Here is a 22586-nt window from a genome sequence, read left to right as displayed (position 1 = left end):
GGGGTCTGAAATAGGGTGGTTTTCAGGACTTTGGGGTGCCGTAAATGGATTGCGGGTCTTTCAGGATCGGGTCCTGAATCAGCCACTGTGGTGGCTGGGCAGCCAGATCCAGATGGCGGTAGAAGCAGCGTTGGCGACCGGTGTGGCAGGCAATGCCGCCGATCTGCGTGATTTTCAGCAACAACACGTCGCCGTCGCAATCCAGCCGGATGTCGTGTACCTGCTGGATGTGGCCGGATTCTTCGCCTTTGCGCCAGAGGCGCTGGCGTGAGCGTGAGTAATAAACGGCACAGCCGGTGCGCACGGTTTCCTGGACGGCTTCGGCGTTCATCCAGGCCACCATCAGGATGGTGCCGCTGTCGGCATCCTGGGCGATGGCCGGGATCAAGCCCTGGGCGTCGAAGGTGAGTTCGGCCAGCCAGGCGGGGCTGACACCCGAGGAATCCGTGGCTGCGATCATGGCCGTCGTACCCGGATGCCTTGGGCCGCCAGATAGTCCTTGGCCTCGGCCAGGGTGTGCTGGCCAAAATGGAAGATGCTGGCAGCCAGGACGGCGCTGGCGTGGCCCTGCAGCACGCCATCGGCCAAGTGCTGCAGATTGCCTACACCGCCCGAGGCAATGACAGGCACGGGGACGGCATCGGCCACGGCACGGGTCAGGGCCAGGTCAAAACCGGATTTTGTACCGTCGCGGTCCATGCTGGTGAGCAGCAACTCGCCGGCGCCGGCGTCGGCCATGCGGCGCGCCCAGGCAATGGCGTCCAGGCCGGTGCCTTGGCGCCCACCGTGGGTGAAGATCTCCCAGCGTGGGGGCTCGGTATCCGCCGAGACGCGACGGGCGTCCAGGGCCACCACAATGCACTGCGAACCGTGGTGCCGGGCGGCCTCGGCCACGAGTTCGGGATGGGCCACGGCGGCGCTGTTGATGGAGACTTTGTCGGCCCCGGCGTCCAGCAGGCGCTGGATATCGGCCACCTGGCGCACGCCGCCACCCACGGTCAGGGGGATGAAGATCTGCTTGGCCACGGCTTCGATGATGGGCAGGATCAGGTCGCGGTCGTCGGAGGTGGCCGTGATGTCCAGAAAGGTAATTTCATCGGCACCTTGCTCGTCGTAGCGGCGGGCGATTTCAACAGGATCACCAGCGTCGGCGAGATTGACGAAATTGACGCCCTTGACGACCCTGCCTGCATTGACATCCAGGCAGGGAATGATGCGGCAGCACAGATCGGAGATCTGGTCGGGGGTGGTGCTCATGCGGCGGGCTCGGCGTCGTTGTCGGGGCCGTCTTCAGGCTCGCACAGCGAGTCTGCCAGGGCTTGGGCCTGGGTGAAGTCCAGGGTGCCTTCGTAGATGCTGCGGCCCAGGATGGCACCGTCGATGCCTTCTTTGGCGACGGCGCACAAGGCCCGGATATCGTCCAGCGAGGCGACCCCGCCGGAGGCGATGACCGGCACATGCACGGCCTGGGACAGGCGGACGGTGGCTTCGATGTTGACGCCACTGAGCATGCCGTCGCGGCCGATATCGGTATAGATGATGGATTCGCAGCCGTAGTCTTCGAACTTGCGGGCCAGGTCGATGACGTCGTGGCGGGTGAGTTTCGACCAGCCGTCGGTGGCAACCTTGCCTTCGCGGGCGTCCAGGCCGACGATGATGTGGCCGGGAAAGGCGGAACATGCGTCGCTGAGGAAGCCGGGGTCCTTGACGGCGGCGGTGCCGATGATGACGTAGGAGATGCCGTTGTCCAGATAGTATTCCACCGTGTCCAGATCGCGGATACCACCTCCGATCTGGATGGGGACGTCCTCGTCGGTGGCGTCCACGATGGCCTGGATGGCAGCGCCGTTGCGGGGCTTGCCGGCGATGGCGCCATTCAGGTCTACCAGGTGCAGGCGGCGGGCGCCTTGGTCAACCCATTGGATGGCCATGGCGGCAGGGTCTTCGGAAAAGACGGTGGCGTCAGCCAGGTCGCCTTGGCGCAGGCGCACGCAGCGTCCGTCTTTGAGGTCGATGGCGGGGATCAGAAGCATGGTTGTCGTGTCAGTGCAGGTGAAATGAAAAAACCGGGCGTGGGCATAAGTCAGGGTTGCCAGCGGGTGAAGTTGCGGTAGAGCTGCAGGCCGGGTGCGGCGCTTTTTTCTGGGTGAAACTGTACGGCAAAAATGTTGTCGGCTGCAACGGCACAGCAGAACTTGTGCCCGTAACGGCTGGTGGCCGCAATCAGGGAGGTATCCGCCGGGTCGGCGTAATAGCTGTGCACGAAGTAAAAAGGGGTGTCGGGCGCGATGCCTTCCCAGAGCGAATGGGGGCGGGTGCGGGTAACGGTGTTCCAGCCCATGTGTGGAATCTTCAGGCGCATGGCTGCCGGTCCTGGCTGGAAGGGCGCGCCACTGAAGCGGCGCACCTGGCCGGCAAACAGGCCCAGCCCTGGGGTGTCGCCTTCGTCGCTGGCGTCAAACAGCATTTGTTCGCCGACGCAGATCCCCAGCAGGGGTTTTTCGCGGGCCGCTTGCAGGATGGCCTGGCGCAGTCCGGACGCATCCAAGGTGTGCATGCAGTCTGGCATGGCGCCTTGGCCGGGAAAGACGATGCGATCGGCAGCCTGTATGCCGGCGGCATCGCGCACGATGCTGATCGTGTCCTGCGGCGCGGCGGCCTGTAGGGCGCGTGCCACTGAGTGGAAATTACCCATGCCGTAATCGACGATGGCGATGCGAGTCACGATGTAGTAGTCCTGAGGGCGGGAGACGAAGTATCGCGGTGCTTAGAGGGCGCCTTTGGTGGAAGGGATGGTATTGCCGGCGCGCGGGTCGATTTCTGTGGCCATGCGCAGGGCGCGGCCAAAGGCCTTGAAGATGGTCTCGCATTGATGGTGGGCGTTTTCGCCGCGCAGATTGTCGATGTGCACGGTGGCCAGGGCGTGGTTGACGAAGCCCTGGAAGAATTCGCGGGCCAGATCGACATCGAAGCGCCCGATCAGGGCGCGGGCGTAATCGACGTGATAGTACAGGCCGGGACGCCCGGAGAGATCAATCACCACACGCGACAGGGATTCGTCCAGCGGCACGTAGGCATGGCCATAGCGGCGCAGGCCGGCCTTGTTGCCGGCGGCGACGGCAAAGGCCTGGCCCAGGGTAATGCCCACGTCCTCGACGCTGTGGTGGTCGTCGATGTGAACGTCGCCATCACATTGGATATCGAGATCAAACAGGCCGTGGCGGGCGATCTGGTCGAGCATGTGATCCAGGAAAGGCACCCCGGTGTTCAGGGTGCGTGCGCCCGTGCCATCGAGGTTGATGGTGGCGCGGATGCGAGTTTCCTGGGTATTGCGTTCGATCGTGGCGGTGCGCATGGTAACGAGTCAGAGTCCTGCAAAAGAAAATCAAGCGGGTTGGCTGCTGGTATCCAGCCGGGCGGCGGCACTGGCGGCGTGGGCGTGAAGGCCCTCGCCGGTGGCCAAGGTGGCGGCAATGCGGCCCAATACCTGCGCTCCGGCGGCGGAGACCTGGATCAGGCTGCTGCGTTTCTGGAAATCATACACGCCCAACGGCGATGAAAAGCGTGCTGTGCGGGCGGTGGGCAGGACGTGATTCGGTCCGGCGCAATAATCGCCCAGGGATTCGGAGCTGTAGGCGCCCAGGAAAATCGCCCCTGCATGGCGGATGAGCGGGAGTAGGGCCTGCGGGTTTCGGGTGGAGATTTCCAGGTGTTCGGGGGCGATGCGGTTGACGAGTTCGCAGGCCTGTTCGAGGCTGCTGGTTTGGATCAGCGCACCGCGATTGGCCAGGCTGACGCGCAGGATGTCGGCGCGTGGCTGGCTTGGCAGTAGCCGTTCGATGGCGGCGTATACGGCGTCCAGGTAGGCGGCATCCGGGCACAGCAAGATGGCCTGGGCGAGTTCGTCGTGTTCGGCTTGGGAAAAAAAGGTCGATGGCCAGCCAATCGGCTGGCGTGCTGCCGTCGGCCAGAATCAGGATTTCGGAGGGTCCGGCAATCATGTCGATGCCGACCGTGCCGAATACCCGGCGTTTTGCGGCAGCCACGTAAGCATTGCCTGGGCCGACGATCTTGTCGACGGCGGGCAGGGTTTGGGTGCCGTAGGCCAGCGCCCCGACAGCCTGCGCTCCGCCGATGGCAAAGATGCGGTCCACCCCGCCCAGGGCGGCGGCAGCCAGCACCATGGGGTTGTGCGTGCCGCCTGGGGTGGGGGTGACCATGATCAGCTGCGGCACCCCCGCGACCTTGGCGGGAATGGCGTTCATCAGCACCGAGGAGGGGTAGGCGGCCTTGCCGCCCGGTACATACAGACCCACGCTGTCCAGCGGCGTGATCTGCTGGCCGAGCATCGTGCCATCGGGCTCGGTGTAGGTCCAGGTCTCGGCGCGCTGGCGCTCGTGGTAGCGGCGGACGCGTTCGGCGGCGGATTCCAGCGCGGCGCGCTGGTCGGCGGGCAGTGCCGCCAGGGCGGCGCGGCATTCAGCCAGGGGGATTTCCAGGTCGGCAAGACGGCTGGCCTGTACCTGATCAAAGCGGGCGGTGTAGTCCAGCACGGCGGCGTCGCCACGCGACTGCACATCGCGCAGAATATCGCGAACCGTGGATTCGATGCGTTCGTCCTGCGAGGCATCGTAAGCCAGCAAATGGGTCAGGGCCGCATCAAAATCGGCAGAGCGGGCATCCAGGCGGTTGATCAGAGACATGGCAGCAAAAGCGAGTGCGTAAATGCCTATCTTACTTCAGGCCTGTCCCATGTCGCTGGATGCCAGGGCAAAAGCGTCGAGAAAGGGCTGCAAGCGGGGCGCGTGCATCTTCAGGGCGGCCTGGTTGACGATCAGGCGCGAAGAAATGTGGCTGACCTCTTCCAGTTCGACCAGGCGGTTGGCGCGCAGCGTGCCGCCGGAGGACACCAGGTCGACGATGGCGTCGGCCAGGCCGACCAGCGGGGCCAGTTCCATAGAGCCGTAGAGCTTGATGATGTCCACATGCACGCCCTTGGCGGCAAAGTGCTCGCGAGCGGCGCGTACGTATTTGGTGGCGATGCGCAGGCGCGAGCCCTGACGCACGGCCGCCTGGTAGTCAAAGCCCTCGGGGCCGGCCACGCACAGGCGGCAGTGGGCGATATTCAGGTCGATGGGCTGGTACAGGCCGCCGGGGTGTTGGGCCAGGTGCTCGTGCAGAACGTCCTTGCCGGCGATGCCGAAATCCGCCGCGCCGTACTGTACGTACGTGGGGACATCGGAGGCCCGCACGATGATGATGCGCAGATCGGGCGAGTCGGTGGGCAGGATGAGTTTGCGCGAGGATTCCGGGCTTTCCGGCACCCCGACGCCTGCCGCTGCCAGCAGGGGCAGGGTTTCTTCAAAAATGCGGCCTTTGGATAAGGCCAGGGTCAGCGGCGTCTGTGCCATGTCAAGGTGCCTATTGAATGCGTTGGATGTCGGCGCCCAGCGCCTGGAGCTTGTGTTCCATGTGTTCGTAGCCGCGATCCAGGTGGTAGATGCGTTCGACGGTGGTCTGGCCCTGGGCGGCCAGGCCGGCGATGACCAGGCTGGCCGAGGCGCGCAGATCAGTCGCCATGACGGTGGCTCCGAGCAGTCCGGAGTGTCCCTGGACCACGGCAGTGTGGCCGTCGATTTCGATGTCGGCCCCCATGCGGCAGAGTTCCTGCACGTGCATGAAACGGTTTTCGAAGATGTTTTCGGTGATGACGGCAGTGCCTTCGGCAACCGTATTGAGCGCCATCAACTGGGCCTGCATGTCGGTGGGGAAACCGGGGTATTCACTGGTGCGAAAGCCGGTGGCGCGGGGGCGGTTCGACATGCGGGCGCGAATCCAGTCCGGGCCGGTGGTGATGTGCAGGCCGGCGTCGCGGAGCTTATCCAGCACGGCGCCCAGGGTGTCGGGCGCAACCCGGCGCAGGGTGATGTCGCCGCCGGTGGCCGCCACGGCGCATAGAAAGGTACCGGCCTCGATGCGGTCGGGCACGATCTGGTGGTGGGCACCGTGCAGGCGTTCTACGCCTTCGATGACAATGCGGTCGGTGCCATGGCCTTCGATGTGGGCGCCCATGGCGATCAGGACCTGAGCCAGATCGATGACTTCGGGTTCACAGGCGGCATTTTCCAGCACGGTGCGGCCTTCGGCCAGCGTCGCCGCCATCAGCAGGTTTTCGGTGCCTGTGACGGTGACCATGTCGGTGAGAATATTGGCGCCACGCAGGCGCTGCGCCTGGGCCACGACAAAGCCATGGTTGATGTGGATGCTGGCACCCATGGCGGCCAGGCCCTTGATGTGCTGATCCACGGGGCGCTGGCCGATGGCGCAGCCCCCTGGCAGGCTGACGCGCGCCTGGCCGAAGCGCGCCACCAGCGGCCCCAGCACCAGGATGGAGGCGCGCATGGTCTTGACCAGATCGTAGGGGGCTTCCTGACTGTGGACCTGGTGGGCGTGCAAGGTGACTTGTTGGGGGCCGGGACGCTGGGATTGGACCCCCATGCGTTCGAGCAGGCTGAGGGTGGTGCTGATGTCGCGCAGGGCCGGGACGTTATCCAGCACCAGGGGCTCGTCGGTTAGCAAGGCCGCGCATAGAATCGGCAAGGCGGCGTTTTTGGCCCCGGAAATGGTGACCTCGCCCTGGAGTGGGCGACCGCCCTGGATCAGCAGTTTATCCATTGTTTTTTGTGGCGGCGTATTCGGCTGGGGTGAGATTGCGCATCGACAGGGCGTGGATTTCGGCACGCATGCGATCGCCCAGGGCCTGGTAGACCGTGCGGTGGCGCGCCAGGGTGTTCTGGCCTTCAAAGGCCGCGCTGACGATCAGGGCCTCGAAGTGGGCACCGTCGCCATAGACTTCCAGGTGTTCACAGTCCAGGTGATCGGCAATATATTGGCGGACGTGGTCGGGGGTAGGCTGCATAGGGTGACTTAGCTCCGGAGTTTGTAGCCGGTCGCCAACAGGCGTAGGGCAAACAGGCTGAGGGCAATGGCAACGGCCAGCACGACGGCCAGTCCATGCCAGGGGGAGACGTCGGAAACGGCGAAAAAGCCGTAACGAAAGCCGTCGATCATGTAGAAAACGGGGTTCCAGCTGGAAACGGCCTGCCAGAAGGGCGGCAGGCTGTGGATGGAATAGAACACACCGGACAGAAAGGTGGCCGGCATGATCAGGAAGTTCTGGAAGGCGGCAAGCTGGTCGAATTTCTCGGACCAGAGCCCGGCGATCAGGCCCAGGGTGCCTAGAATCCAGCAGGACAGGATGGCGAACACCAGCATCCATAGCGGGGCGGCCACCGGCAATGCCACAAAGAACAGTGCGACGATCCAGATGCATACGCCGACGCTCAGGCCGCGCACTACGGCAGCGACGAGATAGGCGGTGAATATCTGGCGGTGCGAGAACGGCGGCAGCAGGACGAAGATCAGATTGCCCGTGATGCGGCTTTGGATCAGGGAGGATGAAGGGTTGGCAAAGCTGTTTTGCAGCATGCTCATCATCATCAGGCCAGGAATCAGAAAGGCAGTGTAGGACAGGCTGCCGTAAACCTGGACGCGGTCTTCGAGCACATGCGAGAAAATCAGCAGGTACAGCAAGGCGGTGACCACAGGCGCGGCGATGGTCTGCAGCCCGACCTTCCAGAAGCGCATGAGTTCTTTATGCAGCAGGGTCGGAAAACCCGATCCCATGGCGGGGCGGGCTTGAGTGGTAGGGCGGATCACAGCTCGGCCTCCAGGATGGAGTCGTCGTGCATGATGTGCACAAAGGCGTCTTCGAGATCGGCGCCGCCAAAGCGCGCCATCAGGGCCTGGGTGGTGTCCAGCGCCACCACGTGGCCCGCTTTGAGCATAGCCACGCGCCCGCACAGGGCTTCGGCTTCTTCGAGGTAGTGGGTGGTCAGCAAGATGGTGTGGCCAGCCTGGTTCAGGCGCGTGATGAAATCCCACAGGGTGCGGCGCAGATCCACATCGACCCCTGCGGTGGGTTCGTCCAGAATAATGACAGGTGGGCGGTGCACCAGTGCCTGGGCGACCAGCACACGGCGCTTCATGCCGCCAGACAGGGCTCGCATATTGGCTTCGGCCTTGTCCAGCAGGCCGAGATTTGACAGAATTTCGTCAATCCAGTCGTCGTTGTTGCGCAAACCGAAGTAACCGGATTGCAGACGCAGGGTTTCGCGGACCGTGAAAAAAGGGTCGTAGACGATTTCCTGGGGGACGACGCCCAGCGACTGGCGGGCTTGCCGGAAATCCGTCACGACGTCGTAGTCGCAGACCCGGGCGCTGCCGTGGGTGGCATGCGCCAGACCGGCCAGGATGGAGATCATGGTGGTCTTGCCTGCCCCATTGGGGCCCAGCAGGCCAAAGAACTCGCCATGTTCGACTGTCAGATTGACATTGTTCAGGGCTTGGAATCCAGTGGGTGCGGGGCGACCGGTCAGGCGGTCGCGCAGCGATAGCCGTGGTGGGGCGTAGATTTTGGAGATATTTTGTAGTTCTAAGGCGGGCATGGCAGGTAATGGCGCCTATTGAGGCACCATCCAACATTATAGGCGGCTAATTATTGCCCGCTTTTTGAGTTGAGGGCTTTGATCAGGCCATCGATGCCGTTGCGGCTGATTTCCTGGGAGAACTGGTTGCGGTAGTTCTGGATCAGCCAGATGCCTTCGACGTTCAGATCATAGACTTTCCAGCCGCTTGGGGTTTTTTCCAGGCGGTAGTCCACCCCGATGGGGGCGCTGTTGGGCTGCGAGACAGTTGTGCGGACGACGGCGTCGTCGGCGTTCGGATCGCCCCGAAAAGGTTGCAAAGTGATGCGTGTATCCACGGTGACCCGGGTAAAGGCACCGCTATAGGTGCGAATCAGCGTGCCGGTAAAGGCCTGGGTCAGGGCGTCTTGTTGGGCCGGGGTGGCCTGTTTCCAGTGGCGGCCCGCTGCCAGACGGGTGGTTTTGTTCATGTCGACGTAGGGCAGCGCATATTGGCGCACCAGGTCCGCAATCGCGTCGGCCTCGCCCTTGAGGGCCTGAGGGCTGGCCTTGACGGCGCCCAGCATATTGTTGGCGACGGCCTCCAGAAAGACGTCGGGGGTGGCATTGGCGTCCACGCTTTGCTCAGCGTGGGCCATGGTCAGCGCGCCCAGGCTCAGGGCCAGGCCCAGCAGCAGAAGGCGAGAAAATCGGGTCAGGGCGGTCATGTGATCAGAAATCATCTAGGGTTCCGATGGACCCCGGCGCTGGCCGGGGGCAGAATGGCTTAATGGCTGTCCGGTGAGTCCGGGTCGTCATAGACCGGCAGGCTGTCGGGCTGAGTCTGCGACTGGCCCAGCGCGTCGGTGGTGCTGGCGTGTTCGCCTTGTTGTCGGCTGTCCAGCATGGCCTTGCGGCGCTGCAGGTAGGCGTCACGGATAAAGCTGTATTTATCCAGGGCAATCTGATCGACCAGGCGGTCGGCCTCGAGGAGGTTTGCCCGGGTATCTACGGTATACAAGCCCAGGATGCTGTTGCGAACCGGGATATTGTCGATGGCAAAGACGGCGGCCGTGGGCGTGACCGGCGCCGTGAGGGTGACGGCAGTGCCGACGCCGTCGCGCACGGTGCTGGGGCCGAAGAAGGGCAGGACGAGATAGGGGCCGTGATTGAAGCCCCAGACACCCAGGGTCATGCCGAAGTCATTGGGGATTTGGCGGGCACCGTGCATGGAGGCCACGTCGATGCAGCCACCCAGGCCTGCGGTGCTATTGAACAGCACGCGTCCGAAGGTATCGACGAAATCGCGCCCGCGACCCTGCAGCAGGCTGTTGACACCAGACCAGACGTCAAAAAGGTTGCCGAAGATATTGTGGACACAGGTGCGTACCGGACGCGGGGTGATGGTCTCGTAGCCGGTGGCAATGGGCTTCAGGAACGCGCGGTCGACGGCGTCGTTGAACTGGGTCATGCCGCGGTTATAGGATTCCCAGGGGTCGTTGGCGGAAGGGGTGGGAACCTGGGCACACCCGGCCAGCAGGACCGCAGCGGCCACCGCCAGCAGAGTGCGGCTGGCATGACGGGAGGGACGGCGCGAGGCGGGGGCGAGTATGGATGTGGTCATTTGGAATGATCAGGATGGAAGATGGCCCAATTGGCTGTTTTGGGTATTGTAGCCTTCGGGTTTAGTTTGGCGAGGCGTGGCTGGCGCCTTCTTTTTCGGCTGAGTCATATAAGAATTTACTGATCAGGTCTTCAAGCACGACGGCGGATTGGGTCATTTGTATGGTGCTGCCGTCGCTTAGGTTCTTGTCTTCGCCGCCAGGGGTCAGGCCGATGTATTGCTCGCCCAACAGGCCGGAGGTCAAGATGGAGGCGGAGGAGTCAGCGGGGAATTCGTATGATTTTTCCAAGTCCAGGACGACGCTGGCCTGGAATTTTTGGTTGTCGAAGCCGATGGCGGCGACCCGGCCGACGACGACCCCGCTGCTTTTAATGGGCGCACGGACCTTCAGGCCGCCGACATTATCGAAATAAGCCTGCACCTGATAGGTAGGCGCAAAGGAGAATGAACTCATGTTACCGGCGCGCAGGGCCAGAAACACCAGGGCGATCAGGCCCAACAGGATGAATAGTCCAACCCAGAAATCGGTTTTTTCGCGTGTCATAAGTGAGTTTCCTTGGGGCGGGGCGCGCGCGCAGGGGTGTGGTTAGTGGGCAAACATCAGGGCGGTCAGCAGGAAGTCCAGCCCCAGCACGGCCAGGGCGCCGTTGACGACGGTGCGGGTGGTGGCGCGCGAGACGCCCTCGGGGGTGGCTTTGGCGGTCCAGCCCTGGTAGAGGGCGATCAGGGTGACCACGATGCCAAATACCAGGCTCTTGATCGCGCCATTCAGCACGTCGTTGATGACATCGACGCCCCCTTGCATTTGGGACCAGAAGGCACCGGGGTCGATGCCGATCAGCACCACGCCGACGAACCAGCCCCCCAGGATACCGACCATGGAAAAGACTGCCGCCAGGACGGGCATGGCAATGACACCCCCCCAGAAGCGCGGGACGAGCACCCGGCGGATGGGATCGACCGCCATGACTTCCATGGCGGAGATTTGTTCGCCGGCCTTCATCAGACCGATTTCGGCGGTCAGGGAAGTACCGGCGCGCCCGGCAAACAGCAGGGCAGTGACCACGGGGCCGAGTTCGCGGGTGAGCGAGAGCGCCACCAGCAGGCCCAGGGCTTCTTCGGAGCCATAGCGGTTCAGCGTGTAGTAGCCCTGCAGACCCAGCACGAAACCAACAAACAGGCCGGATACCCCGATGATGAGCAGGGAGTGGTTGCCGATGAAATGGACCTGCTGAGAGACCAGCCGGGGACGGCGCCAGAGGATGCTGCTGCGCGCCAGGATGGCGGTGAACAGGCGGGCAAAGGCCCCCAGGTTCGTCAACATGGCGATAAAGCCGCGTCCCAGGGCAGCAATGCGGCGCAAAAAGGCGTTCATGCAATCCCTCGTTGGGCGGCCAGCCAGCGGTCGAAGGCGGGCGTTTGTGGATAGTGAAAGCCGATGGGGCCATCCGGGCGGCCCTGCAGGAATTGCTGCAGGTAGTCGTCTTGAGCGGCAGAAAGCTGGGCTGGCGTACCCTGGGCCATCAGGCGACCCTGGCCGATCAAATAGACCTGATCGGCAATGGCAAAGGACTCGGCCACGTCGTGGGTAATCAGGATGGAGGCACAGTCCAGTTGGTCAGTCATGTTGCGGATCAGCTGTGCCGTGATGCCCAACGAGATCGGGTCCAGGCCGGCAAAGGGTTCGTCGTAGAGAATGAGCTCGGGTTCGAGCACGATGGCGCGGGCCAGAGCGACGCGCCGCGCCATGCCGCCGGAGATTTCCGAGATGCGCAGGTGAGCCGCATTCCGCAGGCCGACTGCCTGCAGTTTATCCAGGACTTTTTCCAGGATTTGCTGTTCGGAGATGCAGGTGTGTTCGCGTAGCGGAAAGGCGACGTTTTCGAAGACGTCGAGGTCGGTGAACAGGGCGCCGCCCTGGAACAGCACCCCCATGCGCTGGCGGACTTCGCGCAGCGATTCGCCGTGGAGTTCGGCCATGTGACGGCCAAAGACCGTGATGTTGCCCGCCTGGGCCGGCAGCTGGCCGGTGACGGCACGCAGCAAGGTGGTCTTGCCCGATCCGGAGCCGCCCATCATGGCCACGACCTGTCCCGGCATGACTTGCAGGTCGATACCGCGCAGTACCGTGAATTCGCCGTAACCCAGCGAGACGCCGGCGAAGGTCACGAGGGGGTCGGGGGGCGTGGTCATGGGGATGGGAGGGGCCTCTTTCTATGATAAGGGATTGTACCTGCTATAGCGCCTCGTCAGACTGGCTGTCAGCGTGGCAGTTGCGACGCCCCCATCAGGTATTCATCCACGGACCGTGCGCACTGGCGGCCTTCACGAATCGCCCAGACCACCAGGGACTGTCCGCGCCGCATGTCGCCGGCCGCAAAGACCTTGGCCTGCGAGCTGCAGTAGTCATCGGTATTGGCTTGCACGTTGCCGCGCTGCGTGACGTCCACCCCGAAGGCATTCAGTACCGGGCGCATTGGTGCAACAAACCCCATGGCCAATAGCACCAGGTCGGCCTGGATTTCGAAGCGGGAATCCTTGATCTCGCGCATTTTCAGTTGGCCGGTGGCCTTGTCCTTGACCCATTCCAGGCGAGTGGCGATCAGCTTTTCCAGCCGTCCGTCCCGGCCCTCGAAGGCCTGGGTGCCGATGGCCCAGTCACGTTGGCAGCCTTCCTCGTGCGAGGACGAGGTACGGAGACGAATGGGCCAGTAGGGCCAGGTCAGGAGCTTGTCTTCTTCTTCCGGGGGGCGGAACATCAATTCGAATTGCGTCACCGAGGCCGCCCCCTGGCGATTGCTGGTGCCGACGCAGTCGGAGCCGGTATCGCCCCCCCCAATTACCACGACATGTTTGCCTTTGGCGCTGATGGGGTGGGCAATGCGGTCACCATGGTTGGTCTTGTTTTGCAGGCGCAGGAAGTCCATGGCGAAATGCACCCCGTCGAGGTCGCGCCCCGGCACAGGCAGGTCGCGTGGCTGTTCGCAGCCGCCGGCCAGCACGACGGCGTCGTAGTGGGCCAGCAGTTCATCCGGGGTGATGACTGTCAGGCCGTCCTCGGCATCGCTGGCCTGACCGACATAGGTGGATGGCAGGAATTCCACGCCTTCGGCCTCCATTTGCGCCAGACGTCGGTCGATGTGCAGTTTTTCCAGTTTGAAGTCCGGAATGCCATAGCGCAACAACCCCCCGATGCGATTGCTTTTTTCATGCACGGTAATGCTGTGGCCTGCCCGGGCCAATTGCTGGGCGCAGGCCAGGCCCGCCGGGCCAGAGCCGACGATGGCAATTTTTTTACCAGTCTTGCGACTGGGCGGCTGGGGCGTCACCCAGCCTTCCTGCCAGCCGCGTTCAATAATGGTGTGCTCAATGGACTTGATGCCGACGGCGGTATCGTTCAGGTTCAGGGTGCAGGCGGCTTCGCAGGGAGCCGGACAGATACGCCCGGTGAATTCCGGAAAATTATTGGTCGACAGCAGCGTGTCCAGGGCGCGTTTCCAGTCCTGGCGGTAGACCAGGTCATTCCAGTCGGGGATGATGTTATTGACGGGACAGGCATGGGTGCAAAACGGCACGCCACAGTCCATGCAACGGGCGCCTTGCACGCGCGCTTCTTCGCTCGTCAGGGGGGAAACAAACTCTTTCCAGTGGCGCAGCCGTGTCTCGGGGGCTTCGTAGGCGGGCTTGATCCTGTCAAACTCCATGAATCCAGTGATTTTTCCCATGATGTGCTCCTTCAGGCAGCCAATGACCGGGCTTGGGTGGCTTGCCACAACTCGCCCAGGGCGCGGTGGTATTCGGTGGGGGTGATTTTGACAAAGGCCCGGCGCGCCTGCGGCCAGTCATCCAGGATTTCCCGAGCGCGGAAGCTTCCGGTCTGGCGGAAATGGTTTTCCACCAGGCGGCGCACAATGGTTTCGTCGGTTTCCCGTTCGCTGTCGTGCGTCTGATGGTGCCAGTGCTGGATATCGCCTGCCTGCTGTTGGGCCTCGTGCAGGGGCAGGGGGGCCAACTGCACCATATCGGTGTTGCAGCGCTTGGCCAGCGCCTCGGCCGGATCCCAGACGTAGGCAATGCCGCCGGACATGCCGGCTGCAAAATTGCGTCCGGTTTCGCCCAGCACCACCACGGTGCCGCCCGTCATGTATTCGCAGCCGTGGTCGCCCGTGCCTTCCACCACCGTGACAGCGCCCGAATTGCGCACGGCAAAGCGCTCGCCCACCACGCCGTTGAAATAGGCTTCGCCGCCGGTGGCGCCATACAGCACGGTGTTGCCCGCGATGATGTGGTCCGGACCATAGCCGCGAAAATCATTTGGGGAGCGCACGATCAGGTGCCCGCCGGACAGACCCTTGCCGACGTAGTCGTTGGCCTCGCCCACCAGATCCAGGGTGATACCGTGCGCCAGGAATGCGCCGAAGCTTTGGCCGGCCGAGCCATTGCATTGAATGTGGATGGTGTCGTCCGGCAGGCCCTCATGGCCGTGGCGGCGGGCCACTTCGCCGGACAGCATTGCCCCGATGGTGCGGTTGCGGTTGCGTACCGGGGTGATGAATGAGACCTTTTCACCGCGTTCCAACGCGGCCTTGCTGCGTTCGATCAATTGGTGATCCAAGGCGTGGGTCAGGCCGTGATCCTGGCTCTCGATGTGGCGCACCGGCTCGTCAGTGGGCACCTGATGAAAAATGCGGCTGAAATCCAGCCCGTGGGCTTTCCAGTGGCTGATGCCTTTGCGCATGTCCAGCAAGTCCACCCGTCCGATCAGTTCGTCAAAGGTGCGAATCCCCAGTTGCGCCATGATTTCGCGGACTTCTTCGGCAACGAAGAAGAAATAATTCACCACGTATTCGGGCTTGCCGTTGAATTTTTTGCGCAGCGTCGGGTCCTGGGTCGCCACGCCGGTCGGGCAGGTGTTCAGGTGGCATTTGCGCATCATGACGCAGCCTTCGACGATCAGCGGCGCGGTGGCAAAACCAACTTCGTCAGCGCCCAGCATGGCGGCGATCGCCACGTCGCGCCCGGTTTTCATCTGGCCGTCTGCCTGCACGCGGATGCGGCTGCGCAGGCGGTTGAGCACCAGCGTCTGCTGGGTTTCGGCCAGCCCCAGTTCCCAGGGAATGCCGGCGTGTTTGATGGAGGACAGCGGCGAGGCGCCAGTGCCGCCGTCGTGACCGGCGATGACGACATGGTCAGCTTTGGCCTTGGCCACGCCGGTGGCAACGGTGCCCACGCCGACTTCGGCCACCAGTTTGACGGAAATCGATGCCTGGTCGTTGACGTTTTTCAGATCGTGGATCAGTTGGGCCAGGTCTTCGATGGAATAGATGTCGTGATGCGGCGGGGGCGAGATCAGGCCCACGCCGGGCACGGAGTAGCGCAGCTGGGCAATATAGTCCGTGACCTTGTGGCCGGGCAGCTGGCCGCCTTCGCCGGGCTTGGCGCCTTGGGCCATCTTGATCTGGATCTGGTCTGCGCTGCACAGGTATTCGGCGGTCACGCCGAAGCGGCCGGATGCCACCTGCTTGATGCGGGAACGCAGGGAATCACCTGCCATCAGAGGAATGTCGGCGACGATGCGGTCAGGCCCCAGCACCGAGGCGATGGTGTCGCCCTTGCGCACGGTGGGCTTGCCGACGCGCATTTCGTCGCGGTAGCGCAGGGCGTCTTCGCCGCCTTCGCCGGTATTGGACTTGCCGCCGATGCGGTTCATGGCCACGGCCAGCGTGGTGTGGGCTTCGGTGGAAATCGATCCCAGCGACATGGCGCCGGAGGCAAAGCGCTTGACGATTTCCTTGGCAGGCTCGACTTCGGACAGGGGGATGGCCTGGGCAGGGTCCACGCGGAATTCAAACAGGCCGCGCAGCGTCATGTGACGCCGCGACTGATCATTGATCAGCTGGGCGTATTCCTTGAAGGTGGAGTAGTTGTTGGCGCGGGTCGCGTGCTGCAGCTTGGCGATGGAGTCCGGTGTCCACAGGTGGGCTTCGCCCCGGATACGAAACGCGTAGTCGCCGCCTTCGTCCAGCTGGTTGGCCAGCACGGGGTTGGTGCCGAAGGCCGCCTGATGGGTGCGCAGGGCTTCGTCCGCCACTTGGAAGATATCGATGCCCTCGATGTTGCTGGCAGTGCCGCTGAAATATTTTTCCACCAGGCTGCTGTGCAGACCGACCGCCTCGAAAATCTGCGCCCCGGTATAGGACATATAGGTGGAAATGCCCATCTTGGACATCACTTTCTTCAGCCCCTTGCCGATGGCATGAATGTAATGATCAATCGCCTGGGGGATGGTTTCTTCCAGTGTGGCCAGGGTTTCCAGGGCCAGCCAGGGGTGAATTGCCTCCGCCCCATAGCCGGCCAGCAGGGCGAAATGGTGTGTTTCACGGGCCGATCCGGTTTCCACCACCAGGCCGGTTTTAGTGCGCAGACCGGCGCGGATCAGGTGCTGGTGGATGGCGGAAGTCGCCAGCAGGGCCGGAATGGCCACGCGTTCGGCGTCCACCTTGCGGTCGCTGATCAGCAGGATGTTGTTGCCGCTGCGCACGGCGTCGGCTGCCGTGGCGCAAAGCGAGGCCAGGCTGGCTTCGATGCCTTCCGGTCCCCAGGCCGCCGGATAGGTAATGTCCAGTTCGCTGCAACGGAATTTATCGTTGGTCTGGCGGCTGATATGGCGCAGTTGCGCCATGGCGGCCTGATTCAGCACCGGCTGGTTGATTTCCAGGCGCAGGGGAGGGTTGACGTTATTGATGTCCAGCAGATTGGGCTTGGGGCCGATAAAGGAAACCAGTGACATCACCAACTGTTCGCGGATCGAGTCAATCGGCGGATTCGTCACCTGGGCAAACATCTGGCGAAAATAACTGTAGAAAGGCTTGGGTCGATCCGACAACACGGTCAAGGGGGCGTCGTTGCCCATGGACCCGATATCTTCCTGGCCGGTTCTGGCCATCGGCTCCAGGATGAACTTGAAGTCCTCCTGGGTCCAGCCAAAAGCCTGCTGTCGATCCAGCAGACTGGCGCTGGACTCGGGCAGATCGTCGGCTTTCAGGGTCGGCAAATCTTCCAGCTTCATGCGCAGGCGCTCGATCCATTGCGGATAAGGGTGCGCATTGGCCAGCTGGGACTTGATTTCCTCGTTTTCGATGATGCGGCCCTGTTGCAGGTCGATCAGCAGCATCTTGCCGGGTTGCAGGCGCCACTTCTTGATGATGCGGTGTTCGGGAATCGGCAGGGTGCCGGCTTCGGATGCCAGGACCACCATCTTGTCGTCGGTGATCAGGTAGCGGGCTGGACGCAGGCCGTTGCGGTCCAGCATGGCACCGATCTGGCGGCCATCCGTGAAGGTCACGGCGGCGGGGCCGTCCCAGGGCTCCATCATGGCGGCGTGATATTCGTAGAAGGCGCGCCGCGACTCGTCCATGTCCGCATGCTGTTCCCAGGCTTCCGGGATCATGATCATCATGGCATGGGCCAGAGAATAGCCGGACATGACCAGCAGTTCCAGGCAGTTGTCGAAAGTTGCCGTATCCGACTGGCCTTCGTAGACGATGGGGTAGAGCTTGCCCAGGTCTTCGCCCAGCACGGCGGAAGTCATCACGCCTTCGCGCGCCCTGAGCCAGTTGAAATTACCTTTGACCGTATTGATTTCGCCGTTGTGCGCAATCATGCGATAGGGGTGGGCCAGGGGCCAGGCGGGGAAGGTGTTGGTGGAGAACCGCTGGTGGACCATCGCCAGCGCCGACGCCACGCGGGTATCCGTCAGGTCGCGGTAGTACACGCCGACCTGGCTGGCCAGCAGCAAGCCTTTGTAGACTACGGTGCGTACCGAGATCGACGGCACGAAATATTCCTGCCCATGCGCCAGTTGCATGCGCTGGATGGCATGGCTGGCGGTTTTGCGGATAACGTAGAGTTTGCGCTCCAGCGCATCGGGCACCATGATGTCTGGCCCCCGTCCGATAAACAGCTGGCGGATCACGGGTTCGCACGCCCGTACCGTGGGCGACATCGCCATATCGTGGGCAATGGGAACATCACGCCAGCCCAACACGACTTGGCCCTCGTCGCGCACAGCATGTTCCAGTTCGCGTTCGCAGGCCAGCCGGGAGGCGGTTTCCTTGGGTAGAAACACCATGGCGACCCCATAGTCGTCGGGGGGCGGCAGCGTGACCCCCTGGGCGGCCATGTCTTCGCGATACAGCTGATCCGGGATCTGGATCAGGATGCCGGCGCCATCGCCCATCAGCTCGTCCGCCCCCACGGCACCCCGGTGGTCCAGGTTTTCCAGTATCTTCAGGGCCTGCTGGATGACTGCGTGGCTTTTGCGCCCTTCGATGTGGGCGACAAAGCCGACGCCGCAGGCGTCATGTTCGTATTCGGGGTGGTATAAGCCCTGGGCGGCCGGATGGCCGGGAGGACAGGAAGCAGAATGGGTCATGGCAGGCTCGTCAGGTAATGCAAGATTCCACGCACGGCGGGTGGAATCGAAAAATTACGCTGCTCATGCCTGGCTGACAATCATTTTTTAATTGATCCGTCCCTATTTAATAGGGCTTATGTTCTATGGGTTTAAAAATAGGGACGGATCAATTAAATTGAAATTCAATTCATTTTTTTCTGATGTCTTTTGGTTTGAAATAAAAACCATGCTGTCGATGACGGAAATTTTCTGTTCAGGCCCGGCAAGGCATGTGTCTTGCCCGCGTCATCGGGTCACCCTTGATCCAGGGTTGCGCCGCCGTCTACCCGTAAATCATGCAAGGTGATGTGGCTGGCGTGGTCCGATAGCAAAAACAGCACGGATGTCGCGATTTCGTCCGGTGTGGCAATCTTGCCCAGGGGGATGCCCAGCCGCCAGTGGACGGCATCTCCCTGGATGACGGTGGACAGCGAACTGCCTCGCGCCCACATGGCCTGCTGCATGGCTGTGTCGGTAGAGCCAGGCGACACGATATTGACCCGGATGCCGTGTGGGGCAAGCTCCAGCCCGAGGCAGCGCGCAAACTGTGTCACGGCGGCCTTGGAGGCTGCATAGGCTGCCATCCCGGCGCGTGGCGTCGTGGCTGCATTAGAGCTGACCACCGTGATCGCGCCTGATCCACGTTGATGCAGTTGTCGGGCCACGGATCGGCAGACATGAAATACGCCGGTGGCGTTCACATCAAAACAATGCGCCCATTGGGCGTCGTCCAGATCGATGATATTGCCCATTTCCAGCACACCCGCCACGCTGGCCAGACCGTCCAGCGGGCCCAGGGCGGCCTGGGCCTGGTCGACGATGCGGTTGACGGCAGCGGCGTCCCGCACATCCAGGTGGGCCAGCCATAGACGCTGGTGATCCGCGAGCCCTTTCGCAGGCGCAGGATGAACGGCGGCAATGCGCAGTTGCTGCAGGCCCTGCTCGTCGAGGTCGACTGCGGAAACGCGGGCACCCCGAACCAGCAACTGGCGAGCCACGGCGGCACCGATGCCGCTGGCCGCGCCAGTGACCAGGATGTGGCGATCTTGGAAATCGAGAGCAGTATTCATCAGAGATTGCGTTGGCCAGAGAGAGGGGCCGTGTCAGGCCAGGGATTGAAGGGTTTCAGCGGTGGTCAGGCTCATGCCGCAGCAGCGCGATACATGGCGGACAGCCATCTGATGGTCGTCCAGGCTGAAGTCGGCGCAGGCGTCCAGGACCAGAAAGGGTTGGATGTCCTGCATAAAGGCCTCCAGGGCGGTGCTGAGACAGCCAATATGGGCGTAGACGCCGGTAATCAGCAACTGATCGCGCCCCTGGTTTTCCAGTTGTTGGCGAAAATCAGAGCGCTGGAAGGCGCTGTAGCGCCATTTGGTCAGTACTGTGTCTTGCGGGCCAGGGGTCAGCGGGGACACCACCCCGGCGCCCGCTTGCTGCGCTGGGTCGGTCAAGCCAGGTCCCCAGAAATCGTTCAACAAGGCACGGTCGGCGGCGGGCTGCACGGGCGGCTGGGCGGTGTAGAACACCGGGATACCCAACGTATGGCAGCGTGCGCGCAGCCGCGTGATGGTACTGAGCAGCTCCGGAATGGGCGCTTGGGTGGTATCGAATTTACCCAGAAAATAATCCTGCATGTCGTGGATCAGCAGGGCAGTCCGGGCGCGCTCAAGCGACCAATTGACCCGATTGTTCACCGGCTGGTCTGGCATGGGATAAGAGGGCAGGCTGGGGATGCTCATGGCGTGAACTCGATCCCTAGCGCATCCAGGATGGTGCGCAGCTTATTTCCGGTTTCAATACGTTCTTGTTCGGGCACCGAGCCGGGCACGATGCCTGCGCCGGCATAGAGAGTCAGGTCGCGACCTGCGCTCTGGACGCAGCGGATCGCCACTGACCAGACACCATCACCCTGGGCATTGCACCAGCCGACGGCGCCGGCGAAATAGCCGCGTTCGAAGGGCTCAATATCGGCAATGGCCCGGCGTGCGTCGGCGGTCGGCAGGCCGCAGACCGCCGGGGTGGGATGCAGGGCAATGGCCAGGTCCAGGGCGGTGATGCCAGGATCGGCCAGCTCGCCCTGGATAGGCGTACCCAGATGCCATAGTCGGGTCGTGGAGGTCAGGCTGGGTCGGGCGGGAATGTTCAGATGGCGGCACAAGGGGCGCAGGATCGTGTCGATGGCCTCGACCACGATGGCGTGTTCGTGCAGGTCTTTCGGGGAATCCAACAGGGCCTGGGCGCTGTCGGCGTCAGCCTGCGGATCTGCGTGACGGGCAGCGGTGCCCGCCAGCGGGTGCACGGTGATCCGGCGGCCGTGGCGCTGGATCAGCAGTTCAGGGCTGGCCCCGATAAAGTAATGCTGATCGTCGCCCAGTGGCATGGCGTAGGTGTAGCCGTGTGGATTGCGCTGCCACAGGCGCTGGATGACCGTGTGCAGGTCGATGTCCTGCGCCAGCCTCAGTTGCAGCGTGCGGGACAGCACCAGCTTGCGCAAGGCAGATTCTTGGTCCAAGCGCCGCAGGGCATCGCGCACTCCCTGTTCGTATTGTGTGCGGGAGGGGTATTCGCGGGCCTGCAGAACGCGGGCCGGGGGCGTGGCGGATGATGCTTGGGTGGGTGGGTGGGGGCAGTGGATTGTCCGGGGGATGCGCAGTTGCGCCGGCTGGGCTGGGTCATAGGGCAGCAGACCCAGTAGCACAGGCGCCGCCTGGGTGTCCGCTGCCTGGGCCAGCAGGCTGGTCGCCTGGCGGCTGATATCGCCCAGTGGCTCCGTGTGCAGCAGGCAGCCGCGTCCGTGAAAAACCCCCTCCCGAGAAGCGAACAGGCTGTCCCCCGGAAGAAAGTCAGGATCTGGGCAGGGCCGGTCGGCCTGCTTGGGCTGAATGCGTGTCAGCATATCCATGATTAGCGGCGGGCCTCGATGCGGACAATGCGGTCCAGGCGGGGATCGTCTTTGTTTTTCTTCACCAAGGCCCAAGCCGTGCCGTCTGGTGTCATGGTGATGTGATTGGGAAAGGAGCCGGTGTCGATCTGCGCCTGAATCACGCCTGCGGTATTGACCACCGTGACCGTGCCCGCACTGCGATTGGCGACATAGGCCAGACGCTTGACCGGGTCGAAGGCGACATTCAGGGCGCCTGCCCCGGTGGGAATCTGGTGCAGGATCTGGCCGTTCAAGGCATCCATGATGCTGAGGTTGCCGGATTTCTGGGCCGCGACGTATAGCTGCTGCGCCTGGTTATCGACGGCAATACCCGCTCCGCCCTGGGCATTCGGGATGGGATGGCTGGCGATCTGTTTGCCCGTCGCCGTGTCAATGACAAAGACTTCGGCGGTGTTCAGGCTGACGCTATACAGTCGTTGGTGGGCGCTATCCAGGGCCAGACTCATGGGTTTTGGCGTTTCGCCGACGCCTTTCAGGGGGATGCTGGGCAAGGGGGTCAGCGTGGTGGTGTCAAACACGGAAATCAGATCGCTGGCGGGTGAGGACACGTAGGCGCGCTGCTGGGCGGTATCCACCACGACATCACGCGCATGCGGGGTGGCGTTGTCCGGGAACTGCTTGGTCAGAGCCAGACTGTTTTGCGCGTAGACCGCCACTGAGCCGCTGCGGGTATTGGTGGTCCAGACCTGTCCATGCAAATCGTCCACGGCAATGCCGTAGACGGCCTGCAACTGGCCATCTTGTTTGCTGGCTTGTGCCGCAGGGCTGACCTGGGTGCCGAGGCGCTGGGTGGCGGGATCGAAAGCCATCAGATGGGACTCGCGCACGGGCGGGCGGCCGACCGCGCTGGTGATATAGAGTTGCCCGGTCTTGGTGCTATAGGCGCTTTGGTAGACGCCCGGCAGCAGGTCGGTGGCTTGGGCGACAAAGGTCCATGTCGGGGCGGCGGGCGCGGTGGCCGAGGCGCTGGGTGGCTGTGTTGCGCAGCCAGCGGCCAATCCCAGGATGGCGCTGGCGCAGATGAATTTTGCGCTGCGTGCGTACAGGCGGCCTTGGGCCGGGGTGGGCTTCATGTGGATTCCTTTTTTCTTGGGGGGA

21 protein-coding genes and 1 pseudogene are annotated in these 22586 nt (G+C 63.0%); all 22 read right to left on the bottom strand.

The genetic code is table 11. The features are described from left to right. Positions 1 to 22 precede the first annotated feature (22 nt). The gene (hisI, locus tag VDP81_RS07305) at positions 23 to 460 is read right to left on the bottom strand and encodes a phosphoribosyl-AMP cyclohydrolase (protein WP_323011942.1); all 438 of its coding nucleotides are present in this window, start codon (positions 458 to 460) and stop codon (positions 23 to 25) included. After that, positions 457 to 1257 carry an imidazole glycerol phosphate synthase subunit HisF gene (gene hisF, locus VDP81_RS07300; RefSeq protein ID WP_322995723.1) on the bottom strand — a complete coding sequence of 267 codons (801 nt, stop codon included), beginning with the start codon at positions 1255 to 1257 and terminating at the stop codon, positions 457 to 459. The genes hisI and hisF overlap by 4 nt, the downstream gene beginning before the upstream one ends. Further along, positions 1254 to 2033, bottom strand: coding sequence for a 1-(5-phosphoribosyl)-5-[(5-phosphoribosylamino)methylideneamino]imidazole-4-carboxamide isomerase (gene hisA, locus VDP81_RS07295; RefSeq protein ID WP_322995722.1), 780 nt, complete (start codon positions 2031 to 2033; stop codon positions 1254 to 1256). The genes hisF and hisA overlap by 4 nt, the downstream gene beginning before the upstream one ends. 50 nt (positions 2034 to 2083) lie before the next feature. Next, entirely contained in the window at positions 2084 to 2725 is a 642-nt protein-coding gene (hisH, locus tag VDP81_RS07290; RefSeq protein WP_323011941.1) for an imidazole glycerol phosphate synthase subunit HisH, read from the bottom strand. Between the two features lie 42 nt (positions 2726 to 2767). Further along, positions 2768 to 3355, bottom strand: coding sequence for an imidazoleglycerol-phosphate dehydratase HisB (gene hisB, locus VDP81_RS07285; RefSeq protein WP_322995720.1), 588 nt, complete (start codon positions 3353 to 3355; stop codon positions 2768 to 2770). 30 nt (positions 3356 to 3385) lie between these two features. Further along, positions 3386 to 4703 (bottom strand): annotated as a pseudogene (hisD, locus tag VDP81_RS07280) (histidinol dehydrogenase). A 36-nt stretch (positions 4704 to 4739) separates the two neighbouring features. Beyond that, entirely contained in the window at positions 4740 to 5411 is a 672-nt protein-coding gene (gene hisG / locus VDP81_RS07275) for an ATP phosphoribosyltransferase (RefSeq protein WP_322995718.1), read from the bottom strand. A 10-nt stretch (positions 5412 to 5421) separates the two neighbouring features. Next, positions 5422 to 6675, bottom strand: a complete 1254-nt coding sequence (murA, locus tag VDP81_RS07270) for a UDP-N-acetylglucosamine 1-carboxyvinyltransferase (protein WP_323011940.1) — start codon at positions 6673 to 6675, stop codon at positions 5422 to 5424. Beyond that, the gene (locus tag VDP81_RS07265) at positions 6668 to 6919 is read right to left on the bottom strand and encodes a BolA family protein (RefSeq protein ID WP_323011939.1); all 252 of its coding nucleotides are present in this window, start codon (positions 6917 to 6919) and stop codon (positions 6668 to 6670) included. Before VDP81_RS07265 ends, murA begins: the two co-directional genes overlap by 8 nt. Before the next feature lie 8 nt (positions 6920 to 6927). After that, positions 6928 to 7686, bottom strand: coding sequence for an ABC transporter permease (locus VDP81_RS07260; RefSeq protein ID WP_322996413.1), 759 nt, complete (start codon positions 7684 to 7686; stop codon positions 6928 to 6930). Positions 7687 to 7715: 29 nt separating this feature from the next. Next, entirely contained in the window at positions 7716 to 8507 is a 792-nt protein-coding gene (locus tag VDP81_RS07255) for an ABC transporter ATP-binding protein (protein ID WP_322995715.1), read from the bottom strand. Between the two features lie 50 nt (positions 8508 to 8557). Then, positions 8558 to 9208, bottom strand: a complete 651-nt coding sequence (locus VDP81_RS07250; RefSeq protein ID WP_323011938.1) for an ABC transporter substrate-binding protein — start codon at positions 9206 to 9208, stop codon at positions 8558 to 8560. A 44-nt stretch (positions 9209 to 9252) separates the two neighbouring features. Further along, on the bottom strand, positions 9253 to 10089 hold the full coding sequence (locus VDP81_RS07245; protein ID WP_323011937.1) for a VacJ family lipoprotein: 837 nt from the start codon (positions 10087 to 10089) through the stop codon (positions 9253 to 9255). A 61-nt stretch (positions 10090 to 10150) separates the two neighbouring features. Continuing rightward, positions 10151 to 10633: an outer membrane lipid asymmetry maintenance protein MlaD gene (gene mlaD / locus VDP81_RS07240; RefSeq protein ID WP_323011936.1), complete on the bottom strand. Its 483-nt coding sequence runs from the start codon at positions 10631 to 10633 to the stop codon at positions 10151 to 10153. Positions 10634 to 10675: 42 nt separating this feature from the next. Further along, complete coding sequence (gene mlaE, locus VDP81_RS07235; protein ID WP_322995711.1) at positions 10676 to 11464, bottom strand: lipid asymmetry maintenance ABC transporter permease subunit MlaE; 789 nt, start codon at positions 11462 to 11464, stop codon at positions 10676 to 10678. After that, complete coding sequence (locus VDP81_RS07230; RefSeq protein ID WP_323011935.1) at positions 11461 to 12282, bottom strand: ABC transporter ATP-binding protein; 822 nt, start codon at positions 12280 to 12282, stop codon at positions 11461 to 11463. Before VDP81_RS07230 ends, mlaE begins: the two co-directional genes overlap by 4 nt. A 68-nt stretch (positions 12283 to 12350) precedes the next feature. Beyond that, the gene (locus VDP81_RS07225; protein WP_322995709.1) at positions 12351 to 13814 is read right to left on the bottom strand and encodes a glutamate synthase subunit beta; all 1464 of its coding nucleotides are present in this window, start codon (positions 13812 to 13814) and stop codon (positions 12351 to 12353) included. 11 nt (positions 13815 to 13825) lie between these two features. After that, a complete protein-coding gene (locus VDP81_RS07220) occupies positions 13826 to 18523 on the bottom strand; it encodes a glutamate synthase-related protein (protein ID WP_323011934.1) in 4698 nt (1565 codons plus the stop codon). 275 nt (positions 18524 to 18798) lie between these two features. Then, complete coding sequence (dhbA, locus tag VDP81_RS07215) at positions 18799 to 19614, bottom strand: 2,3-dihydro-2,3-dihydroxybenzoate dehydrogenase (RefSeq protein WP_323011933.1); 816 nt, start codon at positions 19612 to 19614, stop codon at positions 18799 to 18801. 33 nt (positions 19615 to 19647) lie between these two features. Beyond that, complete coding sequence (locus tag VDP81_RS07210) at positions 19648 to 20283, bottom strand: isochorismatase family protein (RefSeq protein WP_323011932.1); 636 nt, start codon at positions 20281 to 20283, stop codon at positions 19648 to 19650. After that, the gene (locus tag VDP81_RS07205; protein WP_322995705.1) at positions 20280 to 21446 is read right to left on the bottom strand and encodes an isochorismate synthase; all 1167 of its coding nucleotides are present in this window, start codon (positions 21444 to 21446) and stop codon (positions 20280 to 20282) included. The genes VDP81_RS07210 and VDP81_RS07205 overlap by 4 nt, the downstream gene beginning before the upstream one ends. Before the next feature lie 2 nt (positions 21447 to 21448). Then, entirely contained in the window at positions 21449 to 22561 is a 1113-nt protein-coding gene (locus VDP81_RS07200; RefSeq protein WP_323011931.1) for a YncE family protein, read from the bottom strand. Positions 22562 to 22586: the final 25 nt, after the last annotated feature.

The organism is Castellaniella sp. (genome assembly GCF_034675845.1).
GTDB lineage: Bacteria > Pseudomonadota > Gammaproteobacteria > Burkholderiales > Burkholderiaceae_B > Castellaniella.
The sequence above is the reverse complement of the archived record's forward strand: the minus strand, read 5'-3'. Positions and strand labels throughout refer to the sequence as shown.